The following is a 19,935-nucleotide window of genomic DNA, read 5'->3' as shown; positions in this document are numbered from 1 at the left end:
GGGCTTCACAGGCTGAGGCAGGCCGGGACGTAGAGGGCCAGCGCGATGGCCGGGCCGAAGGGCATCGCCATCGCGTCCGCACCGCCCCGCCGCCATCAGGGAAAGCCCCATCCACAGGCTGTCGTCGGCCATGCCCATCAGCCGCCGTCCCCGCCGGTGGCGGCACAAGCATCGCGACCGGCCAGGACCGGCCGTTGCCATTCCAGGGGCAGCCAGGGCGATTCCGCGCCGGTGGCGGCACCCGCCGCCTGCCGCCCCACACCGCGATAGAGCAGAACGTTGCGCCGCAGCTGGGCGCGCCCCTCCTCCGCCACCACCACGCGCAGCATGCCGCCGGCGACCAGGCCCAGGGGGCCGTCACCGCCCTCCCCCCCCTCCCGCTTGGCACCGGGCCGGCGGATCAGCGGGGCCAGACCGCGGAAGGGACCCCGGGCATAAACCGTGCCCCAGCGGCGCAGGCAGGCGGCGATATCGGGATCCAGACCAGGAATGGCGTCCAGGTCTTCCAGGGACCACAGGGCGCGCAGGGGATCGATGGTGAGATCCAGGCCATCGGCCCCCGGCGGGTCCATGCCCCGCCACAGGGCGATGGCGTCGGCCGCCTTGACCGCCCGGCTTTCTGGGAAGCCCAGGACGCGGATAGCCTGACCCAGCGCCGTGCGCGACAGGCCGTTCAGGTCGATGCGGCCGCTTTCCGGCATGACCGTGACGGTCAGCGTCTGGCCGTCCACCACCAGGCGGCGCGGCGGCGGAATGTCCGTGCCCCCGTCCCGCGCCAACGCGTCCAGGGCTGCCCAGGTGGCCATCGCCGCCCGCTGGTCCTGCCCGGCGGCGATGGAGGCGACGCGCGCCAGCTTGCGGGCGGACAGGCCATTGCCCATGACCACCAGCCCCACCGCCGTGGCCATGGCCAGCAGGAACAGCACCAGCAGCAGGGCATAGCCATCTTGGGGGCCCTGCCTGTCCGCCAGATGTTTCATTGACCGGATGGCCTGATGGGAACGGGGGTGGCGGCCACCGGCGGCGCCAAGGGGCCGCCGGTGGCGCCGGCGAAGATCTCCAACCGGCCCATGCTGGCGCGCAACGCGTCCGTCACCTCGCGCGCCCGGGTGGCGTCACGCACGATGACCGGCCGCAGGAACACCAGCAGTTCCGTCCGGCCCTTGGAGTGGGCGTCGGTGCCGAACAGCTTACCCAGCACCGGGATGTCCCGCAGGTAGGGGATGCCGGACCCGTTGCGGCTGGAAGTGTCGCTGATCAGGCCGCCCAGGGCCACCGTCTCGCCATCCTGCACGTTCACCACGCTGGTGATCTTGCGCTGCTGGATGGTCGGGCTGTCGATGCCGGACGTGGTGGTGGTGGCGACGGTGCTGACCTCCTGGTTCACGTCCAGCACCACGGCACCGCTGCGGTTGATGCGGGGCGTCACCTCCAGGATCACGCCGGTATCGTGATATTCGACGGAGTTCACCACGGCGCTGTCGCTGGTCAGCGTGCTGGTGGCCGACTGCACCACCACCGGCACCTCGTCACCCACCTGCAGGCGCGCCGTTTCGTTGTTCAGCACCATCAGGCGCGGCGCCGACAGCACCTGCACGTCCGTGACGCTGGACAGCGCGTTCAGCACCACCCGGGTGTTGGGCGTCAGGAAGGTGTAGTTGAAGTTGGGATACGTGGCCCCCACCGTGGCGCCATTGGTGGTGGAAAAGCCCGCCGTGCTGCTGCCCCGGTCCAGGAACCACTGGACGCCGAAGTTCAGGTCGTCGTTCAGCGTCACCTCGGCGATCGTCGCCTCGATCAGAACCTGCTCACGCGGGGCGTCCAGGCGGGTCAGCACCTGTTCCAGCAGGGCGTATTGGGCGCCAGAGCCGAAGATCAGCAGGGCGTTGCGCCGTTCATCCGCCACCACGCGCACACCCTTCAGTTCCGACAGACCCTCATCTCCGCCGCCCTCACCGCCGCTGGACAGAGGCGTGGGCGCGCTCGCCACCGGGCTGACCGGCGCGCTGGCGGCGGAGCCGGAGGCGCCGACGGCCGTGCTGCCGCTGGGCGGGCCGCTGGTGCTGGCGGTGCCGCCGGTCCGGCCCATGGCGGTCGTGGTGGTGGTCGTGCGTGCGCCGCCCCGCCCCCGTTGCTGGTCCGCCGGGATCTGCTGTTCGTTCCCGCCCGACCGGCCGACCAGGCGGTTGAGCGCGTTGGCCAGTTCCACGGCTGACCCGTTCTGCACCTCATAGAAATGCACGACCTTACCCCCGTCCGGCCCGGGCCGATCCAGCCGTTCGATCCAGGTGCCGACGGTGGGCAGCAGCTCCGGCCGCTTGGCCACCACCAGCAGGGCGTTCAGGCGGCTGATGGGCACGAAATCGACCATGCCCTGCAAGGGGCCGGTGTCCAGCTGCAGCACCCGGCGCAACTCCGCCTCCAGGCGGGCAGGCTCCACCGACTGCAGAGTGTGCAGGGAGAAGGACAGGCCGGCCAGCCAGTCGACATCGAAGCTGGCCACCAGTTGGGTGAAGGATTCGATTTCATGCGCCGTGCCGTTGACGATGAAGATGTTACGGCCGGCATCCGCGCTCTGGATGAAGCCCTGGCGGGTCAGGGGGTGGACGATCTTGTCCAGCTCGGCGGCGGAGACATGGCGCACCGGCACGATGGCGGTGCTGAACCCCGCCGCCCGCTCCGCCGCTGCCGTGGTCTGCAGGGGCGCCTGGCCGGCGGCCTCCGTCGCCGGCACCACCTGGTAAAAGCCGTCGCCGCCGATGATGGCGAAGCCCTGGGTGCGCAAGGCCGCGTCCACCGCCGCCAGGGCCTGGGCGCGGGGAAGCGGCCGGGTGGTGCGGATGGTGACCTGGCCCTGCACCTTGGGATCGATGGTGTAATTCAGGCCCAACATGCCGCCCAGCACCGCGTCCAGGACGGAACGGACGTCGGCGTTGACGAAGTTCATCTCCACCGGCCCCCCGTCCCCCGCCGCCGGCGTCATGCCCGTCACCGATCGGGCGGGGCGCACCAGTTGCCCCGTTCCGGGCAGGGTCTGCGCCGCCGCGCGCGGGGGCGGTGCGGCGGGGCCGATGACGGTGCTGGCGGGGGCCGGCGCCGCCGGCGCGGTGGGCAGCGGCGTGCCCGGCCCATGCGTCACCGCCGTTTCCGAGCAGCCGGACAGGATCAGGCAGGCGGTGACCAGCAGGCGAAGGGGAACGCTGGGGCGGGGTTTGTTCATGGAAGCTGCCTGGGCGGTCGGGAGGGCGGATGGTTCGGTTGCGTGTCCAGTTGCTGAGGATCCGGCGGCGGCTGGGGATTGGGACTGGGCGTGGGCGGCTGGGCCGCCGCCGGGGGCTTAGTCGCCGGCGCCAGAGGGTTGGGAACCTTTCCGGAAGGCACCTCCCCCGGTAAAGGCCCAGGAGACGGCGGCGGCGCTGTGCTGGCGGGCGGGATGACGGGGGCGCCGGCTGTGGGCGGCGGCGGCAGGGACAGGGGATAGTCGCGCACGGCCGCCCCCCGGCGCAGGCGGATGCCAATGCGGCCGATGCTTTCCACCGTCCAGCCCTGCACGTCGTCACCCAGGCGCACGCTGAACGGCTTCTGCGCCTTGCGATCCAGACCGGTCGCGGCCCCGCCGCCGGGACCGGTGACGACGCCGGTCACCTGCACATCCGGCCCATCCGACGCCCCCGCCCCGCCGGTCGTCGTCGGGGGGCGCCGGTCAGGGGTGAACAGGGGACGCCGCATCGCCTCCCCCGGTTCGGCGGACAAGCCCATGGGGGTCGGACCAGCCAGGGGCGGTACCGCCGGCAGGGGCGCCAAAACGCGCACCGGGCGGTCGGACGCGTCCAGCGCCACGGCCAGCGCGATGCCGGCGCCGACCGCCAGCCCGGCCGCCGCCAACACCAGGGCGGTACGGTCAAGGGGGGCGGCACGGTCAAGGGGCGGCCAGGTCGGCATAGACGTCGATCTCCAGCTCCAGGGTTGCGGGGGCGGACGCGGCGTCGGCGGGCAGGCCGCCATGTTGCGCACGACCGAAGGACGGGCCGCTTGGCCCGGCCGCCGCCGGTGGGGCATCGGCATGGATGCGCACCCCGCGCAGCAAAAGCCGGGGACGGACCGCGTCCAGCGCCGCCACGGCGTTGGTCACGCTGACGGCGTCCCCCTCGGCCCGGACGGTCAGGTGGATGCGCCGGTATGGACCCCGGCCGGCGGCGACGGCCGCCGCCAGGTCGCGGACGGTGACCCCGGCCTGGCGCAGGGCCTGGCGCACGTCGTCCTCCGCCGCCGCCTGCACCGCCGCCATATCGGGCCCTGTCCGCAAAAGGGTATGGACGCCCAGCGCCCGGTCGAACAAGGCGGCGCGGCGGTCAAGGTCGTCGTGCTGCGCCAGCAAGGTGCGCGCGGCCTCCAGCTGGGTCAGGCGGGCGACGCGGCGGGCGGCCGCCGCCTCCACCGCGTCCACCAGGGATGGCAGGTAGAAGCAGGGCGGCAGGGCCAGCAGGCACAGGGCGATGGCCAGGATGAAGCCGGGGCGCGGCGCCGTCATCATGGCCGGCCCACGGCCAGCGACACCGCCAGGGTGAAGTCGCGCACGGGGCCGGGCGGTGGTAGCACGGCCGGCAGGATGCCGGCAGGATCGGTATAGCGGACATCGGTGAAGGGGCCGGCGGCGCGGACGCGGGCCAGCACGTCGGCCAGGTCGGGTGCGCGGCCCTGCAGCACGACGGCGTCGGGCCGCAGCGTCACATCGGTCAGCCAGACGGTGTCGGGCAGGGTCAGCGCCAGTTCATCCAGCACCTGCGCCCGGCCCGGCTGGGCCAGCAGCAGGGCGGTCGACGCCGCGTCGGGACTAAGGAACAGGATGCGGTCACGCATGTCCTGCACGGCCCGCGCCTCCTTGGCCACGGCCCCCAGCTTCTGTTCGACGTTGGCGGTCTGCTGGTCCAGGATCCAGACGGCAATGGCGAAGGGGACGGGCAGGGCCAGCCAGAACAAGCCGGCGACGGCCGCCATGGCCGTCGCCCGCCGCCGCACCCGCCCCGCATCGAAGCGCAGGAATTCCGGGGTCGTGCCGGCACCCACCACCGGCGCCGTGACCCCGGCCAGGGTCAGCCCGGCCCGCGCCGCCGTGGCCAGGGCCGCCGACAGGACCGTGCGGCGCACCATGTAGACACGGGCGATGCCCGAAGGCAGCGTCACCACGTCCCAGTCCAGCAAATCGGGGCGCAACGGCATGAAGCGATGGGCCTGCATGGCGACGAAGCCACGGGCATCCACGAAACCGCCCATGAGGCCGCCCAAGGGACCGCCCGTCAGCCCCCCCTTGGGCAAAGGCACGTCCACGGTGTGGACGTCGGCGGGGTCCAGCATCAAACGGACGGGACCACGCTCCGCCGGCACCGCCGGGCCGCCCCCTCCCGGCGGCAGGGCCAGGACAGGCACCACCAGCCCCAGCGGGCGGCGCCAGCGGCGCGGCAGGGCGGCGATGACGCCATCGGCCAGGCCGTCCATGGCCAGCACGGCCAGTCGTCGCAGGCGGCGGAAGGGTGTCATCCCGCCCCCCCCGACCGGCAGCCGCCCTGCACCGGGTCGAAGGCGCACAGCACCCCTCCGCGCACCAGCGGGCCGGCGATCATCGGCGGCCAGGGCGCCTGTCCCGCCAGCGCCACGTCCAGGCGCACCAGGGCCGGGCTGGCGGCGCCATCCGTCCAGCGGTCGGTCCAGGCGTGGGCCTTGGCGTCGAAATAGGACCAGGCGATGCGCGTCGCCCCGCCGATCAGCACGCCATCGGCCGGCGCCGGCCCGTCGGGACGCAGGGGTTGCACGTGCAGGCGCAGCGCCAATTGGCCAGGCGTCCCTTCCACCGTCAGCGCCATGCGGTAGAGCCCGCCCTTGCCCAGACCGGCGGGAAGGGGCGCCACCACGTCGAAATGGCCGGCGTCGCGCCGCAGGGGCGCCATATCGGCGCCCGCTGTTCCCAGGTCGCCCGGGGTCAGGGCGCTGGCCACGATGACACGGGTGAAGTCATGGACGCGGCCCAGGTCGGCGGCGGCGCGCTGCAAGGCGCCGCTGCGGTCGGCCATGCGGTTCATCAGAGGAAGAAGGCCCACGGCCGCCACCGCCAGCATACCCAGCAAGGCCAGGGCCACCAGGGCCTCCACCAGGGTCATCCCCCGGCGGGCCGCTGTCGCCGCCACGAACCGGGCGGGTACCGTCATCGCGTATCGTCCGTCACGGAGCGGTTGGTCACGACCGCCAGCACGGGACCCTCCGTCCCCCGCGCCGTCCCGGGCGCGCCGGTCTCGGCCGCCTCGGGGGCCACGCCCCGGACTTCTATCCGATAGTCCCGATCACCGGTTGGTGAAACGGCCAGAGGCACAATTTTGACACGGAAGGGTAGTTCCGCCCCACCCACCGGCACTTCCGCCGGCTGATCGCCCAGAGGCAAGGCCACCCCGACCTCCGCCGCCACCGACTGGGCCAGGCGGAGAGCCGCCGTTTCGCCCCAGGCCTGCCGCGCCGCCCAGGCGCCGGACCAGGCGGACTGCATCAGCAAGGCCGTGCCCAGGCCGAAGATGGCCAGCGCGATCAGCATTTCCAGCAGGGTGAATCCGGCCAGGCGGCGCATGGATGCCTTTCCTACTCCCGATGGACCGTGCCCAGCGGCCAGTCCACGGCGACCGTTGCGGCGCGATCGCCCTCGCTGAGGCGGATCCGGGCACCGGGTGACCAACCGCCGGGCAGGAAGACCACGGCATCGGGATGGCTGGCATCGGCGCCGACGATGGCCAGGCCCACGGCCGCGATGCGTCGCAGCCGCCGCCCGGCGGCACCGCCCGAAGGATGGGCGAGATCGTCCGGTGAAAAGACCACCGGCCGACCGGAGACCATGGCCTCCACCTGGCGGCTGCGCAGTTCCTCCTCCAGGGCCGAAACGGCGGCGCTGAAGCGCAGACCGGGCAGGCGATCCTGGATGCCCAGGGCCAGGGCACTCCCGAGGGTACCGAGGATGACCAGCACCACCAGAACCTCGACCAGGGTGAACCCGGCCGTCATCAACCGTGGACGGATGCTGGCGACGACCATGGGCGCGCCCTACCAGCTGTTGACGTCCCGGGCGTCGCCGTCGCCGCCCGGGGCGTTGTCACTGCCGAGGGAAAAGATGTCGTAAGCGCCGTGGTCCCCCGGCACCTTGTAGTGATAGGCGTTGCCCCAGGGATCGACCAGGGCCTGGCGCTTGCGCAGGTAGGGGCCGCGCCAGTTGGCGTCGCCGGCCGGCGCGGTCAGCAGCGCCTCCAGCCCCTCGTTCGCCGTGGGATAACGGCCGACATCGACGTAGAACAGGTCGACCGCAGACACCAGGGTATTGATCTGGGCCTGCGCCGCCTCGCCCTTCGCCTTGCCCAGCCGGGCCACCAGGTTGGGGGCGACCAGTAGGCCCAGAAGGCCGATGATCACCAGCACCACCAACACCTCGACCAGGGTGAACCCTTCCCGCCCGCCGCGTCGCGGTCGAAAAGAGGATGCCGGGTCCAGGGTGTCAGATGGCGATGTCATTCAGGCTGAGGATCCCCGCGATAAGGGCGGCGAAGATGCCGCCGACCATGCCGCCGAGAACAAGGGTTAGGACGGGCGTCACCAAAGACAAGGCCCTATCCAGCGCTACGCCCCTTTCGCGCTCCAACACTTTCGACAGATCCAGCAGTCCCTGGGGCAGGCTGGCGGTCTGTTCCGCCATGGCCAGCATGCGCGACAGACGGCGGGGAAACAGGGGCTCCGCCTGCACGGCGCGGCTGAGATCGGAACCGCCGCGCACGGCGACGCGCACCCGGTCGGCGGCCCCCGCCAGCGCCCGGTTGGCGATGCAGCCGCCAGCCGTGGCCAGGGCGGAAGCCAACGGCACACCGCCGCTGAGCAGGCTGGCCAGGGTGCGGGTGTAGAGCGCCAATTGGGCGTCGCCGAGCAACCGGCCCAGGGGGCCAGTCGCCACCAGCAGCACGCGATCCATACGCAGCCGCACGTCAGGCTGGCGATAAGCCCGCACCGTCACCAGGGCGGCCAGGCCAAGCCCCGCCAGCAGACCAGGGCCGAAGCGGCCCAACAGGTCACCGATCATCAATACCGCCGCGGTGGCGGCGGGCAGCCTGGCCTTGCTGCCGGCGAACAGGTCCTGGAACTGCGGCAGAACGTAGCCGGCCATCAACGCCAGCGCCGCCAGGGTCAGCAGCCCGATCAGCGCGGGATAGGTCAGGGCGCTGACCAGGCGCTGGCGGAACTGGGCGCGATCCTCTTCAAGGGCGGCCAAATGGCCCAGCGCGGCAGCCAGGGAACCGCCCTGCTCCCCCGCCGCGACCAGGCCGACGAATTCCGGCGGGAACAGGGAGCCCTGCGCCGACAGCGCCGCCGCCAGGCTGTCGCCAGCGCGCACCCGAGCACGGATCCGGCCCACCAGCGCGCCGGCCGCCGGGCGCTGCATCTGGTCGCCCACCAGGCCCAAGGCGGGTTCCAGTGCGAAGCCGGCGGAAACCAGGTTGGCAAGGTCACGGACGAAGGACAGGCGTTCCGCCCGCCTCAGGCCGCCGGCGCGGCCACCGGAGAGGGCACGCTTGGCACCCGCCGCCTTCACCGACAGCGGGGTCAGGCCACGCTGCATCAACTGGTCGACGGCGGCGTGGCGGTCCGCCGCCTCGATGGTGCCGCGGCTGGCGCGACCGTCGGCATCGACGGATCGGTAGGAAAAGCTGGTCATGCCCATCGTCGTCATCGTCATAATCCGTCACCCCCGGTGTGGCCGGAATCCCCCGCCGGCCGCACGAATATCGAAAAGATCAGTCCGCCTTGGTCACGCGCAGGATTTCCTCAGGCGTGGTGACGCCGTCCAGGACCCGCTGCAAACCGTCCTGGTAGAGGGGCACCATGCCGCCGCCCTCCACCGCCGCCGCCTCGATCTCCGCCGACGACGCCCCCTGGCGGATCAGCGTCCGCACCGCGTCGGTGACCGGCAGCCATTCGGCGATGGCCAGGCGGCCGCGATAGCCCGTGCCGGAGCAGGCCGGGCAGCCCACGGCCCGATAGACGGTGGTCACGCGCGCGGGCAGGCCCAGGGCCGCCGCCGCGTCCGCCGACAGGGGGTAGGGCTGCCGGCAGTGCGGGCACAGCGTGCGCACCAGGCGCTGGGCCAGCACCCCGTTCAGGGTGGAGGCCAGCAGATAGGGGTCCACCCCCATGTCCATCAGGCGCGGCACCGCCCCGGCGGCATCGTTGGTGTGTAGGGTCGACAGCACCAGGTGGCCGGTCAGCGCCGCCTGCACCGCCACCTTGGTCGTCTCCCCATCGCGCATCTCACCCACCAGGATCACGTCGGGGTCCTGGCGCAGGAAGCTGCGCAGGGCATGGGCGAAGGTCAGGCCGATGGCCGGCTTCACCTGGGTCTGGTTGATGCCGTCCAGCATGTATTCCACCGGATCCTCGACGGTCAGGATCTTGCGGCGGGCGGAATCCATGCCGCGCAGGCCGGCGTAGAGGGTGGTGGTCTTGCCGCTGCCCGTCGGGCCGGTCACCAGCACGATGCCGTGCGGCCGGTCCAGCTCCGCCGCCAGCGGGCCGGACACCCAGGCGGGCAGGCCCAGGTTGTCCAGCGTCCCGCCCGCCGTCTGCTGGTCCAGGATGCGCATCACCACGTCCTCGCCATGCACGGTGGGGGTGGTGGAAACGCGGAAATCGATCTCGCGGCCCTGCAGGGTCTGGCGGATGCGGCCGTCCTGGGGCAGCCGGCGCTCGCCGATGTCCAGGCCGGCCATGACCTTGATGCGGGTGATCAGGCCGGCGGCCATGCGGCGGGGCAGCACCTCGGCCTCGCGCAGGATGCCGTCGATGCGGTGGCGGATAACCAGGCGGTCGGCCATGGGCTCGACATGGATGTCGGTGGCGCCGGCGGCCAGCGCCGCCTGGATGGCGTTGCCCACCAGGCGCACCACCGGCCCTTCGCTGGCCAGATCCCGCAGACGCTCGGCATCGCCCTCCAGCAGGTCGGGCATCTCATCCTGGTTGGCGGCGGGCGACGCCGTCTCGTACAGCCGGTCCAGCGCGGCGGCGATGGCGGTGCCGGTCATGACCACCGGGCGCACCGGCCGGCCGGCCAGGAAGGCGGCGGCCTTCAGCGCCTGGTCGTCCAGCGGGTCGGCCACGGCGAACACCGCCTGCGCCCCATCGCTGGCGGCGCCGCCAGCGGTCAGCGGCAGCATCAGCTTGGTCTTCAGGAAGGCCAGGTTGGCCGTCTCCATCATCACCGGCGCCTCGGGCAGGTGGTCGGCCGGCCACAGCGCCAGGCCCAGGGCCCGGGCGTAGGCCGCCGCCATGTGTTCCTCCGACACCAGGCCCAGGTCCACCAGCCGCCGGTCCACCCGGCCACCGGCCGCCTGCGCCCGCCCCAGGGCGCCGGCGGCCAACTGCCCCGCCGCCGCCAGCGCGGTCAGTACACTTTCCAGCTCTGCCTCAACAGCCTGGACGGTGGGAATCACTGCAGAATGAGCGTGGTTGGAATGAAGCATGAGTTATATCGAATGGGGAGGCTCTTCTCCTAAAGAGGGCGCAACTCTACCCTACTTCGTCCGAACGGCACTAGCCAGTTGGTGAAGCGGACACTCACGACGGAAATAATTTCCCCTGCTATGGAGTGCGCCCCTTGGGGTGGACAGCTTCAAGCCGCGGAATTGATCGGTGATCGGGCGTGTTGTTCTTCGAATGCAATAGGGCTGAGATAGCCCAGCGCTGGCTGCGCGCCCATTGACAGCGGCGCTTCGTCGCCACGACCGACAGCGACCATGACGAGCCGATTTTCCCGAACCGGGCGGCGGACATGACCCTTACCGGGCCCGACCAGCTCTGGGTCGGCGACATCACTTATGTGGCCGTGACGGCCGGCTTCGTCTACGTGGCCGTGATCCTGGACGCTTGGTCCCGCCCTGTCGTGGGCTAAGCGATCAGCCGCTCCATCGACACCCGGCTTACGATCGCAGCCCTGAAGGCCGCCATCGCCGCACGAAGCCCACCCGCCGGCTGTGTCCATCACACCGACCGTGGCAGTCAGTATGCCAACGCCGCCTATCGCCGGATCTTGGCAGACAACGGCTTGGTCGGCTCCATGAGCCGGCGTCGCAATCCCTACGACAACGCCAAGGCCGAAAGCTTCATGAAAACCCTGAAGGTCGAGGCCGTTTATCCCATGGCGTACGAGACCTTCGACGACGTCGTGGCCGATCTGCCGCGTTTCATCGATCTGGTTTACAATGCCCGGCGTCTTCATTCAGCGCTGGGCTATTTCAGCCCTATTGCATTCGAAGAACAACACGCCCGATCATTGGTCAATTCCGCAGCTTGAAGCTGTCCACCCCAAGGGGCGCACTCCAAACCCTATCTTATTCGCCCAATCCGCCCAGGCAGACGTATTTCATATCTAGGTAGTCATCAATCCCCTGGCGCCCCCCCTCCTTGCCAATTCCGGACTCCTTAACACCGCCAAAAGGCCCCTCAACGGTGGTGATCAGTCCTTCATTGACGCCAACCATGCCGTATTTGAGCCGCTCCATGATACGGAAAGCTCGGGCAAGGTCGGCCGTGTAGAAATAGGCGGCCAAGCCGAACTCGGTATCATTGGCGCGCGCGATCGCCTCTTCTTCGGTTTCAAAGCGCGACACGGGCGCAATGGGCCCAAAAATCTCCTCCTTCATGCACAGCATGTCGGAGGTGGCGCCGGCGATGACGGTGGGCTCGAAGAAGCTGCCGCCCAGCGTATGACGCTTGCCGCCGGTGGCGATACGCGCCCCATTGCTAACGGCGTCCGTGATCAAGGCCTCAACCCGGCTCACCGCCTTGGCGTCGATGAGGGGGCCCTGCTGCGTCTGCGGGTCCAGGCCGGAACCGACCTTCAGCTTCCCTGTTGCCACCGCCAGCTTATCAACGAACCGGTCGTAGACGCCCGACTGCACCAGGAAGCGATTGGTGCAAACGCACGTCTGCCCCGAGTTCCGGTATTTCGACGTGATGGCTCCTTCCACGGCACGATCAATATCGGCATCGTCAAAGACGATGAAGGGCGCGTTGCCGCCCAATTCCATGGACACCTTCTTCACGGTGGCGGCGCATTTCGCCAGAAGGACCTTCCCTATTTCCGTTGAACCGGTGAATGTCAGTTTGCGCACGGTGGGGTTGAGGCAAAGCTCGTCGCCGATTTCGCCGGCATTGCCCGTCAGAATGTTTACAACGCCCTTGGGAAAGCCGGCCTCCTCGCACAGTGCCCCCCAGGCCAGTCCTGAATAGGGCGTCTGCGTCGCCGGCTTCGCAACGACCGTGCACCCCGCCGCAAGGGCGGGAGCGAGCTTGCGGGCAAGCATCGACGAAGGGAAATTCCAGGGCGTGATCGCCGCGACCACCCCGACCGGTTCCCGGGTGACAAGAATGCGCCGGTCAGCCCAGGGGGATGGAACCATTTCTCCATATGTCCGCCGCGCTTCCTCGGCGAACCAAAGGACATAGCCGGCGGATGCACGGATTTCGCCCACCGCCTCGGCCAAAGGCTTTCCCTGTTCCAAGGTCAGCAGTTCAGCCAATGCCTGCTGGTTTCGCACGATCAGATCATGCAGCGTGCGCAGCAGTTGAGACCGCTCTAGCGCGGTCGTCCGGCGCCAGGTCTGAAACGCGGCATCAGCCGCCACTATGGCCCGCCGCGTCTCCGCCTGGCCGGACCGTGGAACGACGCCGATGCGTGCCGAAGTCGCGGGATCGGTGACGTCTATCGTGGCTCCCGAATCCGCGTGCACCCACATACCGCCGATATAGTTCTGCTCACGCAGATAGCGATTCACCACGGCACATCTCCAGCCATTTTCAATGCAGAACCCAATGCCATCAGATCATCCGCGACAGCGGATCGTTCTTTTTGTCTTTGTCGAACAGTCGGTGCTTCAGCGCGCCCAACACATGGATAGCGATCACGGCCAACAGGGTGTACGCCAGCACCGCATGAATGGAACTCAGCCTCTCGGAAAGGGCGTCGTTCTTCCCCAGAAGCTCAGGAATCTTGAGCCCAAACAACGTGACACCATCACTTTCCGAGAAGGTGCTGGACCGGGAATATCCAATCACAGGCACCAGGATCATCAGTCCATAAAGCGCCACATGGGCGATTTTGGCGGCAACGGCTTCGATCCGGGAAAGGCCGGTGCTCAGCACCGGGGTTGGCATGACTGTCCGTAGTGTCAATTGAAGGACGACAAGGATGATCACCACAAGGCCAAACGACTTGTGAAGGGGGTAGAATCCCTCAAATTTCTGGGGAATATTGTCACCGAGAGACACCATCTTCCAGCCCAGCCAAATCATTCCCAAGATGATGGCGGCGCGGGCCCAATGAATGATCCGCATAGCCAAGGGATATTTTCTCACTGAACTCAAGGTATCCTCCGGAAGATGATGAAAACCGGGCATGCGGCCCAGGCCGGCACCCCAGCCGTCCCGGGCCGCCGCAGCGAACGCTCAGAATTCCGTCTCCGCCGTGACCCCGATGGTCCGAGGCCGGTTTATGAACACGCGGGCATAATAAGGGTTGTTCTGGGCGACGTTACGATTGATGCCGGTGACCGCGCGGCGGTCGAACAGGTTGTCGACATAAAGCGACGTCGTCCAACTGCCGCCGGCCAACCCGATGCGCATATCGACCAGATCATACGCCGGCTTTTGTGTATAGCTGGCCGGCACGGCGTTATAGTCGTACTCGGAATCGACGAAGCGGTTCGTCACCAGCGCGTTGAAGGTCAGATCGCCCGTTATGTCACGCGAATACTCCAGGGAGGTCGTCGCCGTCCAACGCGGCACATCGGGAAGCTGCTGACCGATCGGGGAGTTCCCGGGCAAGGCCGCATCCGTCAGCGCCGACCGCGTCGTCCCCAGCGACTGGTTGAGGCGGAAGCCACCCCCCAGTTTCACGCTGGCCTCGACCTCAGCGCCCTCTGAATAAGCCTTGCCCGAGTTGGCGGTGAAGAAATACCCGCATGCGAGCGTGGTCTGGAGTTGGATGCGCTGCCAGTCGATATAATAGAAGGACGAATTGAGAGTCATCCGGCCATCCAGGAGTTTCGCCTTCTCGCCGATCTCATAGTTCCAGACCGCATCCGGGCCGAAGGTCGACGGCTCCGACTTGATACCCAGCTGCTGGTATGAGGAGGAGCAATCGACGACCCCGCTGGTCGGGATGGGCAGGTTGGGACCGCCAGGGCGATAGCCTTTTGAGGCCGTGGCATAAAAAGAAAGTTCTTGTCCGGCGTATAGGTCAGGGTGAATTTTGGCGTCAGGCCATAGGCGCCGGCGGCGCCGCTGAACGTCCCCGTCTGGGCGGCCAGACAATCGGCGTCTGCTGATATTCGAACCGGTAGTGGAAGTAACGCAAGCCAACCGTCGCCTTCCAGTCCGGCAGGAACTGATAGTTGACCTCGCCGAAAAGCGCCTGTTGCGTCAGGCTGTCGGGCTCGACGTCGGTGAACGCATTGGCGGTGCCATAGATCGGAACCAGGTCGTTCACCGTGTTGCGCACCAGGAGGTGGTCGGAGAAGCGGCTGTAAAAGCCGCCCGCCACCCATTGCAGGATGGAGTCATCGTTCGAGGATACGCGCAGCTCCTGATTGAACTGGTGTGAGGAATGCCGTTCGGTCGTGCTGTTGTCCGTGGGCAATCCCGTCGGCCCCATGGGACCGAACGCGAAATACTGGCTTTCGGCATCATCCTCTTTGACGTAGGAACTTCCCCGGAGCAAAGACGTGATCGACTGCAACGATATATTGCTCAAATCATACTTGATCCGCAGGCTGTAGTCGTCGAACGCCTGCAAGGAGGACTCCGGCACGTCATAAGGCTGGTAATGCGCCATGGTGCCGGGCGGCATGTCGATGGCCGACAATGCGCCGGTGGTGAGCCGCTGATGGAATATCGCCGGCTCGATGCTCAGATCCTCGGTGGGCTTGAAAAGCAAGGTCGCGCGGAAGCCGGTTGTCCTATCGTCATTATCATTGGAATGGACCTTCGCCACCGGCGCGCCGGCGACGTCGCCGCGCATCGTGCCGTTCGGCAGCGGGAAATCGTTGGTCACGATACGGTCGATGAAGCCTGAATTGTACTTTTCCGTTCCAACCAGGCGTAGCGCCAGCTTGTCACTGACGATCGGGACGTTCAGCATGAAATTCCCGCTGTAATTGACGCCGCCGCCGTCGGTGCCGGATACACCCGCCTGGACGCGCCCGGAGAAATGTTCGAGATCGGGATCGTTGGTGATCAGACGAATGGTGCCGCCCATCGAACTGGCACCGTACAAGGTGCCTTGGGGTCCCCTGAGTATTTCCACGCGCGCCAGATCATACAAATCTGGATCGATCATGACCTTCCCGGCCGACGCCAGTTGCGATGTCGGCGGCGTGACCGGCACGTCATCCAAGTAAAAGCCCACCGTCGGCGATGACCCGCCGGAACTGGACAGTCCGCGAATGTTGAACTGCGTCCGCCCCGGGCCCTCGGATGCCATGGCGATACCTGGAACCTGGGACGCTAGGCGCCCCACGTCAGTGATCCCTTCCTTCGATAACTGGTCGCCACTGACAGCGGTGATGCTGATCGGCGTCTGTTGAACCGTGGACACACGCTTTTCAGCTGTGATCACGATTTCCGTCAGTTGATCCCCGTCGGTCGATGGTCCTTGCTGTTGCGCCCACGCCCCGCCAGGCAACCCAGCCAAGATGACCGGCAGCATGATGGGAAGGAGTCGTGACGGCTTGCCCGAGCCGCCCCTGCTGGATAATTCCATAAGACAACCCTCTCTGTTCACGGCCATCGAGTTTTTTCGACGGCATGTTATTTTCGTCTGGATTGCATTGTTTTTTCTTATGGGGGCCTTTGATTGGACCCATCACTTGGTGGCGGGCAAAAGGACATACCCGGACGTTTTTTTTCTTAAAACTGAGACTCCGCCGCTTTCCATCTCCCAGCATCAGGCGGAGTCAATAACGTGATCGGCATTTGGCCGCGAAGGTCAGGGCAGATCGACCTGGATCAGGAAGGGCCCCTCCTCATCAAAGCCCTGCTCCAACGCCTGCTGAAGGTCGCGGCGGCTGGCCACACGGATGGCGGGAACGCCATATCCCTGCGCCAACGCCGTCCAATCCACCCGGGGATTGTCCAGCCGGGTCAAGCGGCCCGTCACATCGCCATCGATGGAAGCGTCCGCCCGCTTCAACTCGGTCTGCAATATTCCATACCGGTGATTGGCCGCGATGATAACGGTGACCGGCAGCTTCTCGCGGGCGATCGTCCAGAGGGACTGCACGGTGTATTGGGCGCTGCCATCGGATTGCAGCGACACGACGCGCACACCCGGCGCCGCCAGGGCAGCCCCGGTGGCACAGGGCAAGCCCTGGCCGATCGCGCCACCCGTATTCGTCATCACGCGGTGCTTGCGGGCACGGTAGGCGCGTTGCAGAAAGGGGCCACCGAGGGTGGAGCCCTCCAGGGAAATGATCGCCCCCTCCGGTAGGCGGTCGATGAGATCATCGACGACATCCACCGGGGAGAGAGGCCCGGCGCCGCCCGCGTCGGATGGCACCGCTGGCGTGGCAGCGGTTTCCGCAGCCAGCGCCGGCGCCTCCATCCGGGCCGCCAGGGCTTCCAGCGCCGCAACGCTATCCTCATCCGGCCGCGACAGTTCGATGATGCGGTCCGATTGAACCAGCGCGCTGGGTTGCCCTTCGTATCCGAAGTAGCTCACCGGCGCTTTCGCCCCCACCAGAACCACCGTGGCCTCCCCCACCTGCTTCAGGACATCCTGCGGGAAGTAGGCCAAGCGTTCGAGACGCGGGAGATCGCCGCCCAGACTGACGATCGCCGGATAGGATTCCATGAGCAGCCGTGCGGACACGGCACCGGCGACGCGCGCCGCCGCGCGCTGCCCCCGCTCGGTCAGCGCATCGGCGCCAAGCAGCAGGATAAGAGGCCGCTTGCGCGACAGCGCCGCCGCGACGGCGGCGATATCGCCATCCGGGACAGCGTCCTTCCCCGGCGCCTGCGCCGGCAGGGCCGGCGCGGCGTCCGCCACCTTGGCGTCCATCACGTCCGTCGGGGCGATCACGGTGACCACCGCGCCATTCGGCCCCGACGCGATGTCGAACGCCTCCTGCAACTGGGCCGGCAGGCTGGCCGCGTCCCGCAAATAGATGACGGCCTTTGACACCGGCTTGGCGAAGGAGTCGATATCGGACGTCAGCGGCGCATCGAACGGCAGATGCCAGGTGGCATGGTCGCCCACGATGTTCACTACCGGCGACCGGGCGCGGCGCGCGTTATGCAAATTGGCGAGGCCATTCGCCAAACCCGGGCCAAGGTGCAGCAGGGTGAGCGCTGGCTTGCCTGAGACACGGGCATAGCCATCGGCCGCGCCCGTGCACACCCCCTCGAACAACCCCAGGACGGGCCTGATGCCGGGCACGTCGTCAAGGGCGCTGACCAAGGTCAGTTCCGTCGTTCCCGGATTGGCGAAGCAGATGTCTATCCCCCGCGCCCGGGCCGCCTGCAACAGACGATGGGCCCCGTTCCAAGTGGTGGTCGTCATGAAACCTCCTTGGCGACGGCGTCCAGCCCCGCCTTGAAGAGGGTGATGATCTCATCGAGATCCGCCTTGGTCGCCACCAGCGGCGGCGCGAACACCATGGTGTCGCCGAGGGCCCGGGAGATCAGGCCACGACCGAAGAGATCCTTCAGCAGCTTCCGTCCTACCCGCAATTCGGGAGCGAAGGGCGTCTTCGCCGCCCGGTCACGCACCAATTCGATGCCCATCATGAACCCGAGGCCGCGGACTTCTCCAACCAGCGGATGATCCCCGATGGCCTCGCGCATGGCCGCATGGAAATAGGGGCCCAACCGCGCCACGTTTTCCACCACCCCCTCCTGGTCGATGGCCTTGAGGGTGGCCAATGCCGCCGCCGCCGCGACCGGATGGGCTGAATAGGTGTAGCCATGGCCGAACAGGCCGGCCTTCTCGGACCCCGCTTCGATCACGTCCCAGACCTTCGACGACACGAAGCAGACGGACATGGGGAAGTAGCCGCTGGTCACGCCCTTGGCCGCCGTGATGAGATCCGGTTCCAGGCCGAAACGCTGGCTGCCCCAGTAGGTGCCCAGGCGGCCGAAGCCCGACACCACCTCGTCCAGCACCAGCAGGATGTCGTGCTTGCGCAGTATGGGAACGATTTCTTCGAAATACCCTTCGGGGGGAGGAATGAGGCCGCCGGCGCCCATGACGGGTTCGGCGAAGAAGGCGGCGATGGTCTCCGCCCCCTCACGTGCGATCAAAGCCTCAAGTTCGGCGGCAAGCTGGCGCGAGAACTCCCGCTCCGACACGCCCTCCGGCGCCTTGCGATAATGATGGGGATTGGAAATGTGCAGGATGGGACCTTGCGGCAGATCGAACAGCCCATGCATGCCCGGCAGTCCCGTCAGGCTGGCGGTGGCCACACCCGACCCGTGATAACTGTTCCAGCGCGCGATGACCTTCTTCTTCTTCGGCAGGCCACGCAGATTGTTGTAGTACCAAATCAGCTTGAGTTGGGTCTCATTGGCATCACTGCCCGACGCCCCGAAGAAGACGCGGGCCATGGAAACCGGCGCCCGCTTCAACAGGGCTTCGGCGCATTCGATCGCCACGTCCGTCGATAGGCCATTGAAGGTGTGGAAGAAGGACAGCTTGGTGCTCTGCGCGGCGATGGCGCCGCTGATGTCCTCGCGCCCATATCCCAGGTTGACACACCAGAGGCCCGCCATGCCGTCGAGGTAGCTTCGCCCCTCGATATCCTTCAGGCGCACCCCCTTCCCTTCCGCCATGATCAGGGGCCCGTCGCGCATCAGGTCGGCCACGGAGGTGAAGGGATGGAAAAGAGAGGCGCGATCGATTTGGCCGGCGCGTTGGATGTCGAACGTCATCATTGTTTCCTGTCAGCTTGAACCGAGCGGATGTCCGGCCAGGAACCGGCCGACATGCTGGGCGTAAGGGATCGGGGCGTCGTCGTGCACGTAGTGGCTGGCGCCGGCGACCGTGACCGAAGAAATGTTGGAATTGCGCCGGGTCATCTCGCGAACGGTATCGGCGGCGCAAAAGTCGGAACGCTCCCCCCGGATGACGAGGGTTGGAACACGCAGCGCCTCCACGGCCGGCCACAGATCGACAATCCGCTGCGGGTTGGGGACGATCCGTGTGTGGCTGATCCCCTCAGCGTCGTAACGCCAGGTGATGCGGCCTTTGGCGTCCTCTCTCAGGCTCTCGGCCATGCGCTGCTCAATGGCGGCCCCGCTCAGCGTCGGCCGGCTTTTATGCCAATAGGCCCGCGCCTCCCCCCAAGTGGCGAACTCCCGGGGGAGCGATGCCATCTCCGCGACGATGCGCTCGGCACCCGCCCCGCGCACCGAAGAACCGGGGGCGATATCCTCGATGATCAGCGCCGCCAAGCGCGAGGGATGCTTGGCGGCATAGACGTACGAGGTCGTGCCGCCCATGGAATGGCCGATCAGGTGGAACCGCGTCAGCCCAAGACCGTCGACGAAGCCCTCAAGGTCGGCCAGGTAGCTGTCTGTGTAATAGTTGCGGCCCGGGTCCCAATCGCTGTCGCCGCGACCACGCTGATCAAGGGCGATGAGCCGGTGGGACGGGGCAAGCGTTCGCGCCAAGGTCCGCCACGTGCTTGAATATCCACGGAGCCCGTGGAGAAGCACGACCGGCGGCGCGTCCGGCGGACCCCACTCACGAAACGCCAGCCGCAAGCCGTTGATTTCCCGGACGCCCAGACGCTCATCGGGAAGCAACTCCTCCGCGACGGGGCGGCCGTTATCCAGGGCCGGGGGGGTGGGGTCCGTCATCGCCGCCCG

The 19,935-nt window shown here is 67.8% G+C and carries 19 protein-coding genes; 1 reads left to right on the top strand and 18 read right to left on the bottom strand.

All coding sequences use genetic code 11. The features are described from left to right. Positions 1–137: 137 nt before the first annotated feature. From I55_RS23200 to I55_RS23150, 11 genes are read right to left on the bottom strand one after another with little or no spacing between them, the layout of a single operon-like run. Positions 138–980 (bottom strand): hypothetical protein, encoded by an 843-nt coding sequence (locus I55_RS23200; protein WP_044562955.1) that lies wholly within the window; start codon positions 978–980, stop codon positions 138–140. Then, complete coding sequence (gspD, locus tag I55_RS23195) at positions 977–3,220, bottom strand: type II secretion system secretin GspD (RefSeq protein ID WP_049974414.1); 2,244 nt, start codon at positions 3,218–3,220, stop codon at positions 977–979. The genes I55_RS23200 and gspD overlap by 4 nt, the downstream gene beginning before the upstream one ends. Next, positions 3,217–3,942: a hypothetical protein gene (locus I55_RS23190; protein WP_044562954.1), complete on the bottom strand. Its 726-nt coding sequence runs from the start codon at positions 3,940–3,942 to the stop codon at positions 3,217–3,219. The genes gspD and I55_RS23190 overlap by 4 nt, the downstream gene beginning before the upstream one ends. After that, positions 3,920–4,534: a GspMb/PilO family protein gene (locus I55_RS23185; RefSeq protein WP_044562952.1), complete on the bottom strand. Its 615-nt coding sequence runs from the start codon at positions 4,532–4,534 to the stop codon at positions 3,920–3,922. Before I55_RS23185 ends, I55_RS23190 begins: the two co-directional genes overlap by 23 nt. Then, a complete protein-coding gene (locus tag I55_RS23180) occupies positions 4,531–5,538 on the bottom strand; it encodes a PilN domain-containing protein (protein WP_148293922.1) in 1,008 nt (335 codons plus the stop codon). The genes I55_RS23185 and I55_RS23180 overlap by 4 nt, the downstream gene beginning before the upstream one ends. Continuing rightward, positions 5,535–6,203 carry a prepilin-type N-terminal cleavage/methylation domain-containing protein gene (locus tag I55_RS23175; protein ID WP_083901359.1) on the bottom strand — a complete coding sequence of 223 codons (669 nt, stop codon included), beginning with the start codon at positions 6,201–6,203 and terminating at the stop codon, positions 5,535–5,537. The genes I55_RS23180 and I55_RS23175 overlap by 4 nt, the downstream gene beginning before the upstream one ends. Then, on the bottom strand, positions 6,200–6,613 hold the full coding sequence (locus I55_RS23170; RefSeq protein ID WP_044562949.1) for a type II secretion system protein: 414 nt from the start codon (positions 6,611–6,613) through the stop codon (positions 6,200–6,202). The genes I55_RS23175 and I55_RS23170 overlap by 4 nt, the downstream gene beginning before the upstream one ends. A gap of 11 nt (positions 6,614–6,624) precedes the next feature. Next, positions 6,625–7,071 (bottom strand): prepilin-type N-terminal cleavage/methylation domain-containing protein, encoded by a 447-nt coding sequence (locus I55_RS23165; protein WP_044562948.1) that lies wholly within the window; start codon positions 7,069–7,071, stop codon positions 6,625–6,627. Positions 7,072–7,080: 9 nt separating this feature from the next. Next, positions 7,081–7,542, bottom strand: a complete 462-nt coding sequence (gspG, locus tag I55_RS23160) for a type II secretion system major pseudopilin GspG (protein WP_083901358.1) — start codon at positions 7,540–7,542, stop codon at positions 7,081–7,083. After that, the gene (locus tag I55_RS23155) at positions 7,526–8,755 is read right to left on the bottom strand and encodes a type II secretion system F family protein (protein WP_083901357.1); all 1,230 of its coding nucleotides are present in this window, start codon (positions 8,753–8,755) and stop codon (positions 7,526–7,528) included. The genes gspG and I55_RS23155 overlap by 17 nt, the downstream gene beginning before the upstream one ends. A gap of 58 nt (positions 8,756–8,813) precedes the next feature. Then, entirely contained in the window at positions 8,814–10,505 is a 1,692-nt protein-coding gene (locus I55_RS23150) for a GspE/PulE family protein (protein WP_049974413.1), read from the bottom strand. 461 nt (positions 10,506–10,966) lie between these two features. On the opposite strand from I55_RS23150, the gene I55_RS39135 reads away from it, so the two are divergent. Then, positions 10,967–11,365, top strand: a complete 399-nt coding sequence (locus tag I55_RS39135; RefSeq protein WP_083901356.1) for an integrase core domain-containing protein — start codon at positions 10,967–10,969, stop codon at positions 11,363–11,365. 37 nt (positions 11,366–11,402) lie between these two features. On the opposite strand, the gene I55_RS23140 is transcribed toward I55_RS39135, so the two are convergent. The 7 genes from I55_RS23140 to I55_RS23105 all read right to left on the bottom strand — a co-directional run bounded on the left by I55_RS23140 (position 11,403) and on the right by I55_RS23105 (position 19,926). Continuing rightward, complete coding sequence (locus I55_RS23140) at positions 11,403–12,851, bottom strand: NAD-dependent succinate-semialdehyde dehydrogenase (protein WP_252181278.1); 1,449 nt, start codon at positions 12,849–12,851, stop codon at positions 11,403–11,405. Between the two features lie 40 nt (positions 12,852–12,891). Then, positions 12,892–13,407 carry a cytochrome b gene (locus I55_RS23135; RefSeq protein ID WP_252181284.1) on the bottom strand — a complete coding sequence of 172 codons (516 nt, stop codon included), beginning with the start codon at positions 13,405–13,407 and terminating at the stop codon, positions 12,892–12,894. Between the two features lie 111 nt (positions 13,408–13,518). After that, the gene (locus I55_RS35020; protein ID WP_159107260.1) at positions 13,519–14,385 is read right to left on the bottom strand and encodes a TonB-dependent receptor domain-containing protein; all 867 of its coding nucleotides are present in this window, start codon (positions 14,383–14,385) and stop codon (positions 13,519–13,521) included. After that, positions 14,330–15,778, bottom strand: a complete 1,449-nt coding sequence (locus I55_RS23125) for a TonB-dependent receptor (RefSeq protein WP_159107259.1) — start codon at positions 15,776–15,778, stop codon at positions 14,330–14,332. Before I55_RS23125 ends, I55_RS35020 begins: the two co-directional genes overlap by 56 nt. Before the next feature lie 279 nt (positions 15,779–16,057). Continuing rightward, positions 16,058–17,629, bottom strand: coding sequence for an acetolactate synthase large subunit (locus I55_RS23115; protein ID WP_044562940.1), 1,572 nt, complete (start codon positions 17,627–17,629; stop codon positions 16,058–16,060). Beyond that, entirely contained in the window at positions 17,626–18,996 is a 1,371-nt protein-coding gene (locus tag I55_RS23110; protein WP_044563020.1) for an aminotransferase, read from the bottom strand. The genes I55_RS23115 and I55_RS23110 overlap by 4 nt, the downstream gene beginning before the upstream one ends. Before the next feature lie 12 nt (positions 18,997–19,008). Continuing rightward, positions 19,009–19,926, bottom strand: a complete 918-nt coding sequence (locus I55_RS23105; protein ID WP_083901352.1) for an alpha/beta fold hydrolase — start codon at positions 19,924–19,926, stop codon at positions 19,009–19,011. Positions 19,927–19,935 lie beyond the last annotated feature (9 nt).

Origin of the sequence: Azospirillum sp. B4 (assembly GCF_000333275.1) — a bacterium.
GTDB lineage: Bacteria > Pseudomonadota > Alphaproteobacteria > Azospirillales > Azospirillaceae > Nitrospirillum.
Note: the sequence above shows the minus strand (reverse complement) of the source record. Positions and strands in the feature narration are given on the sequence as shown.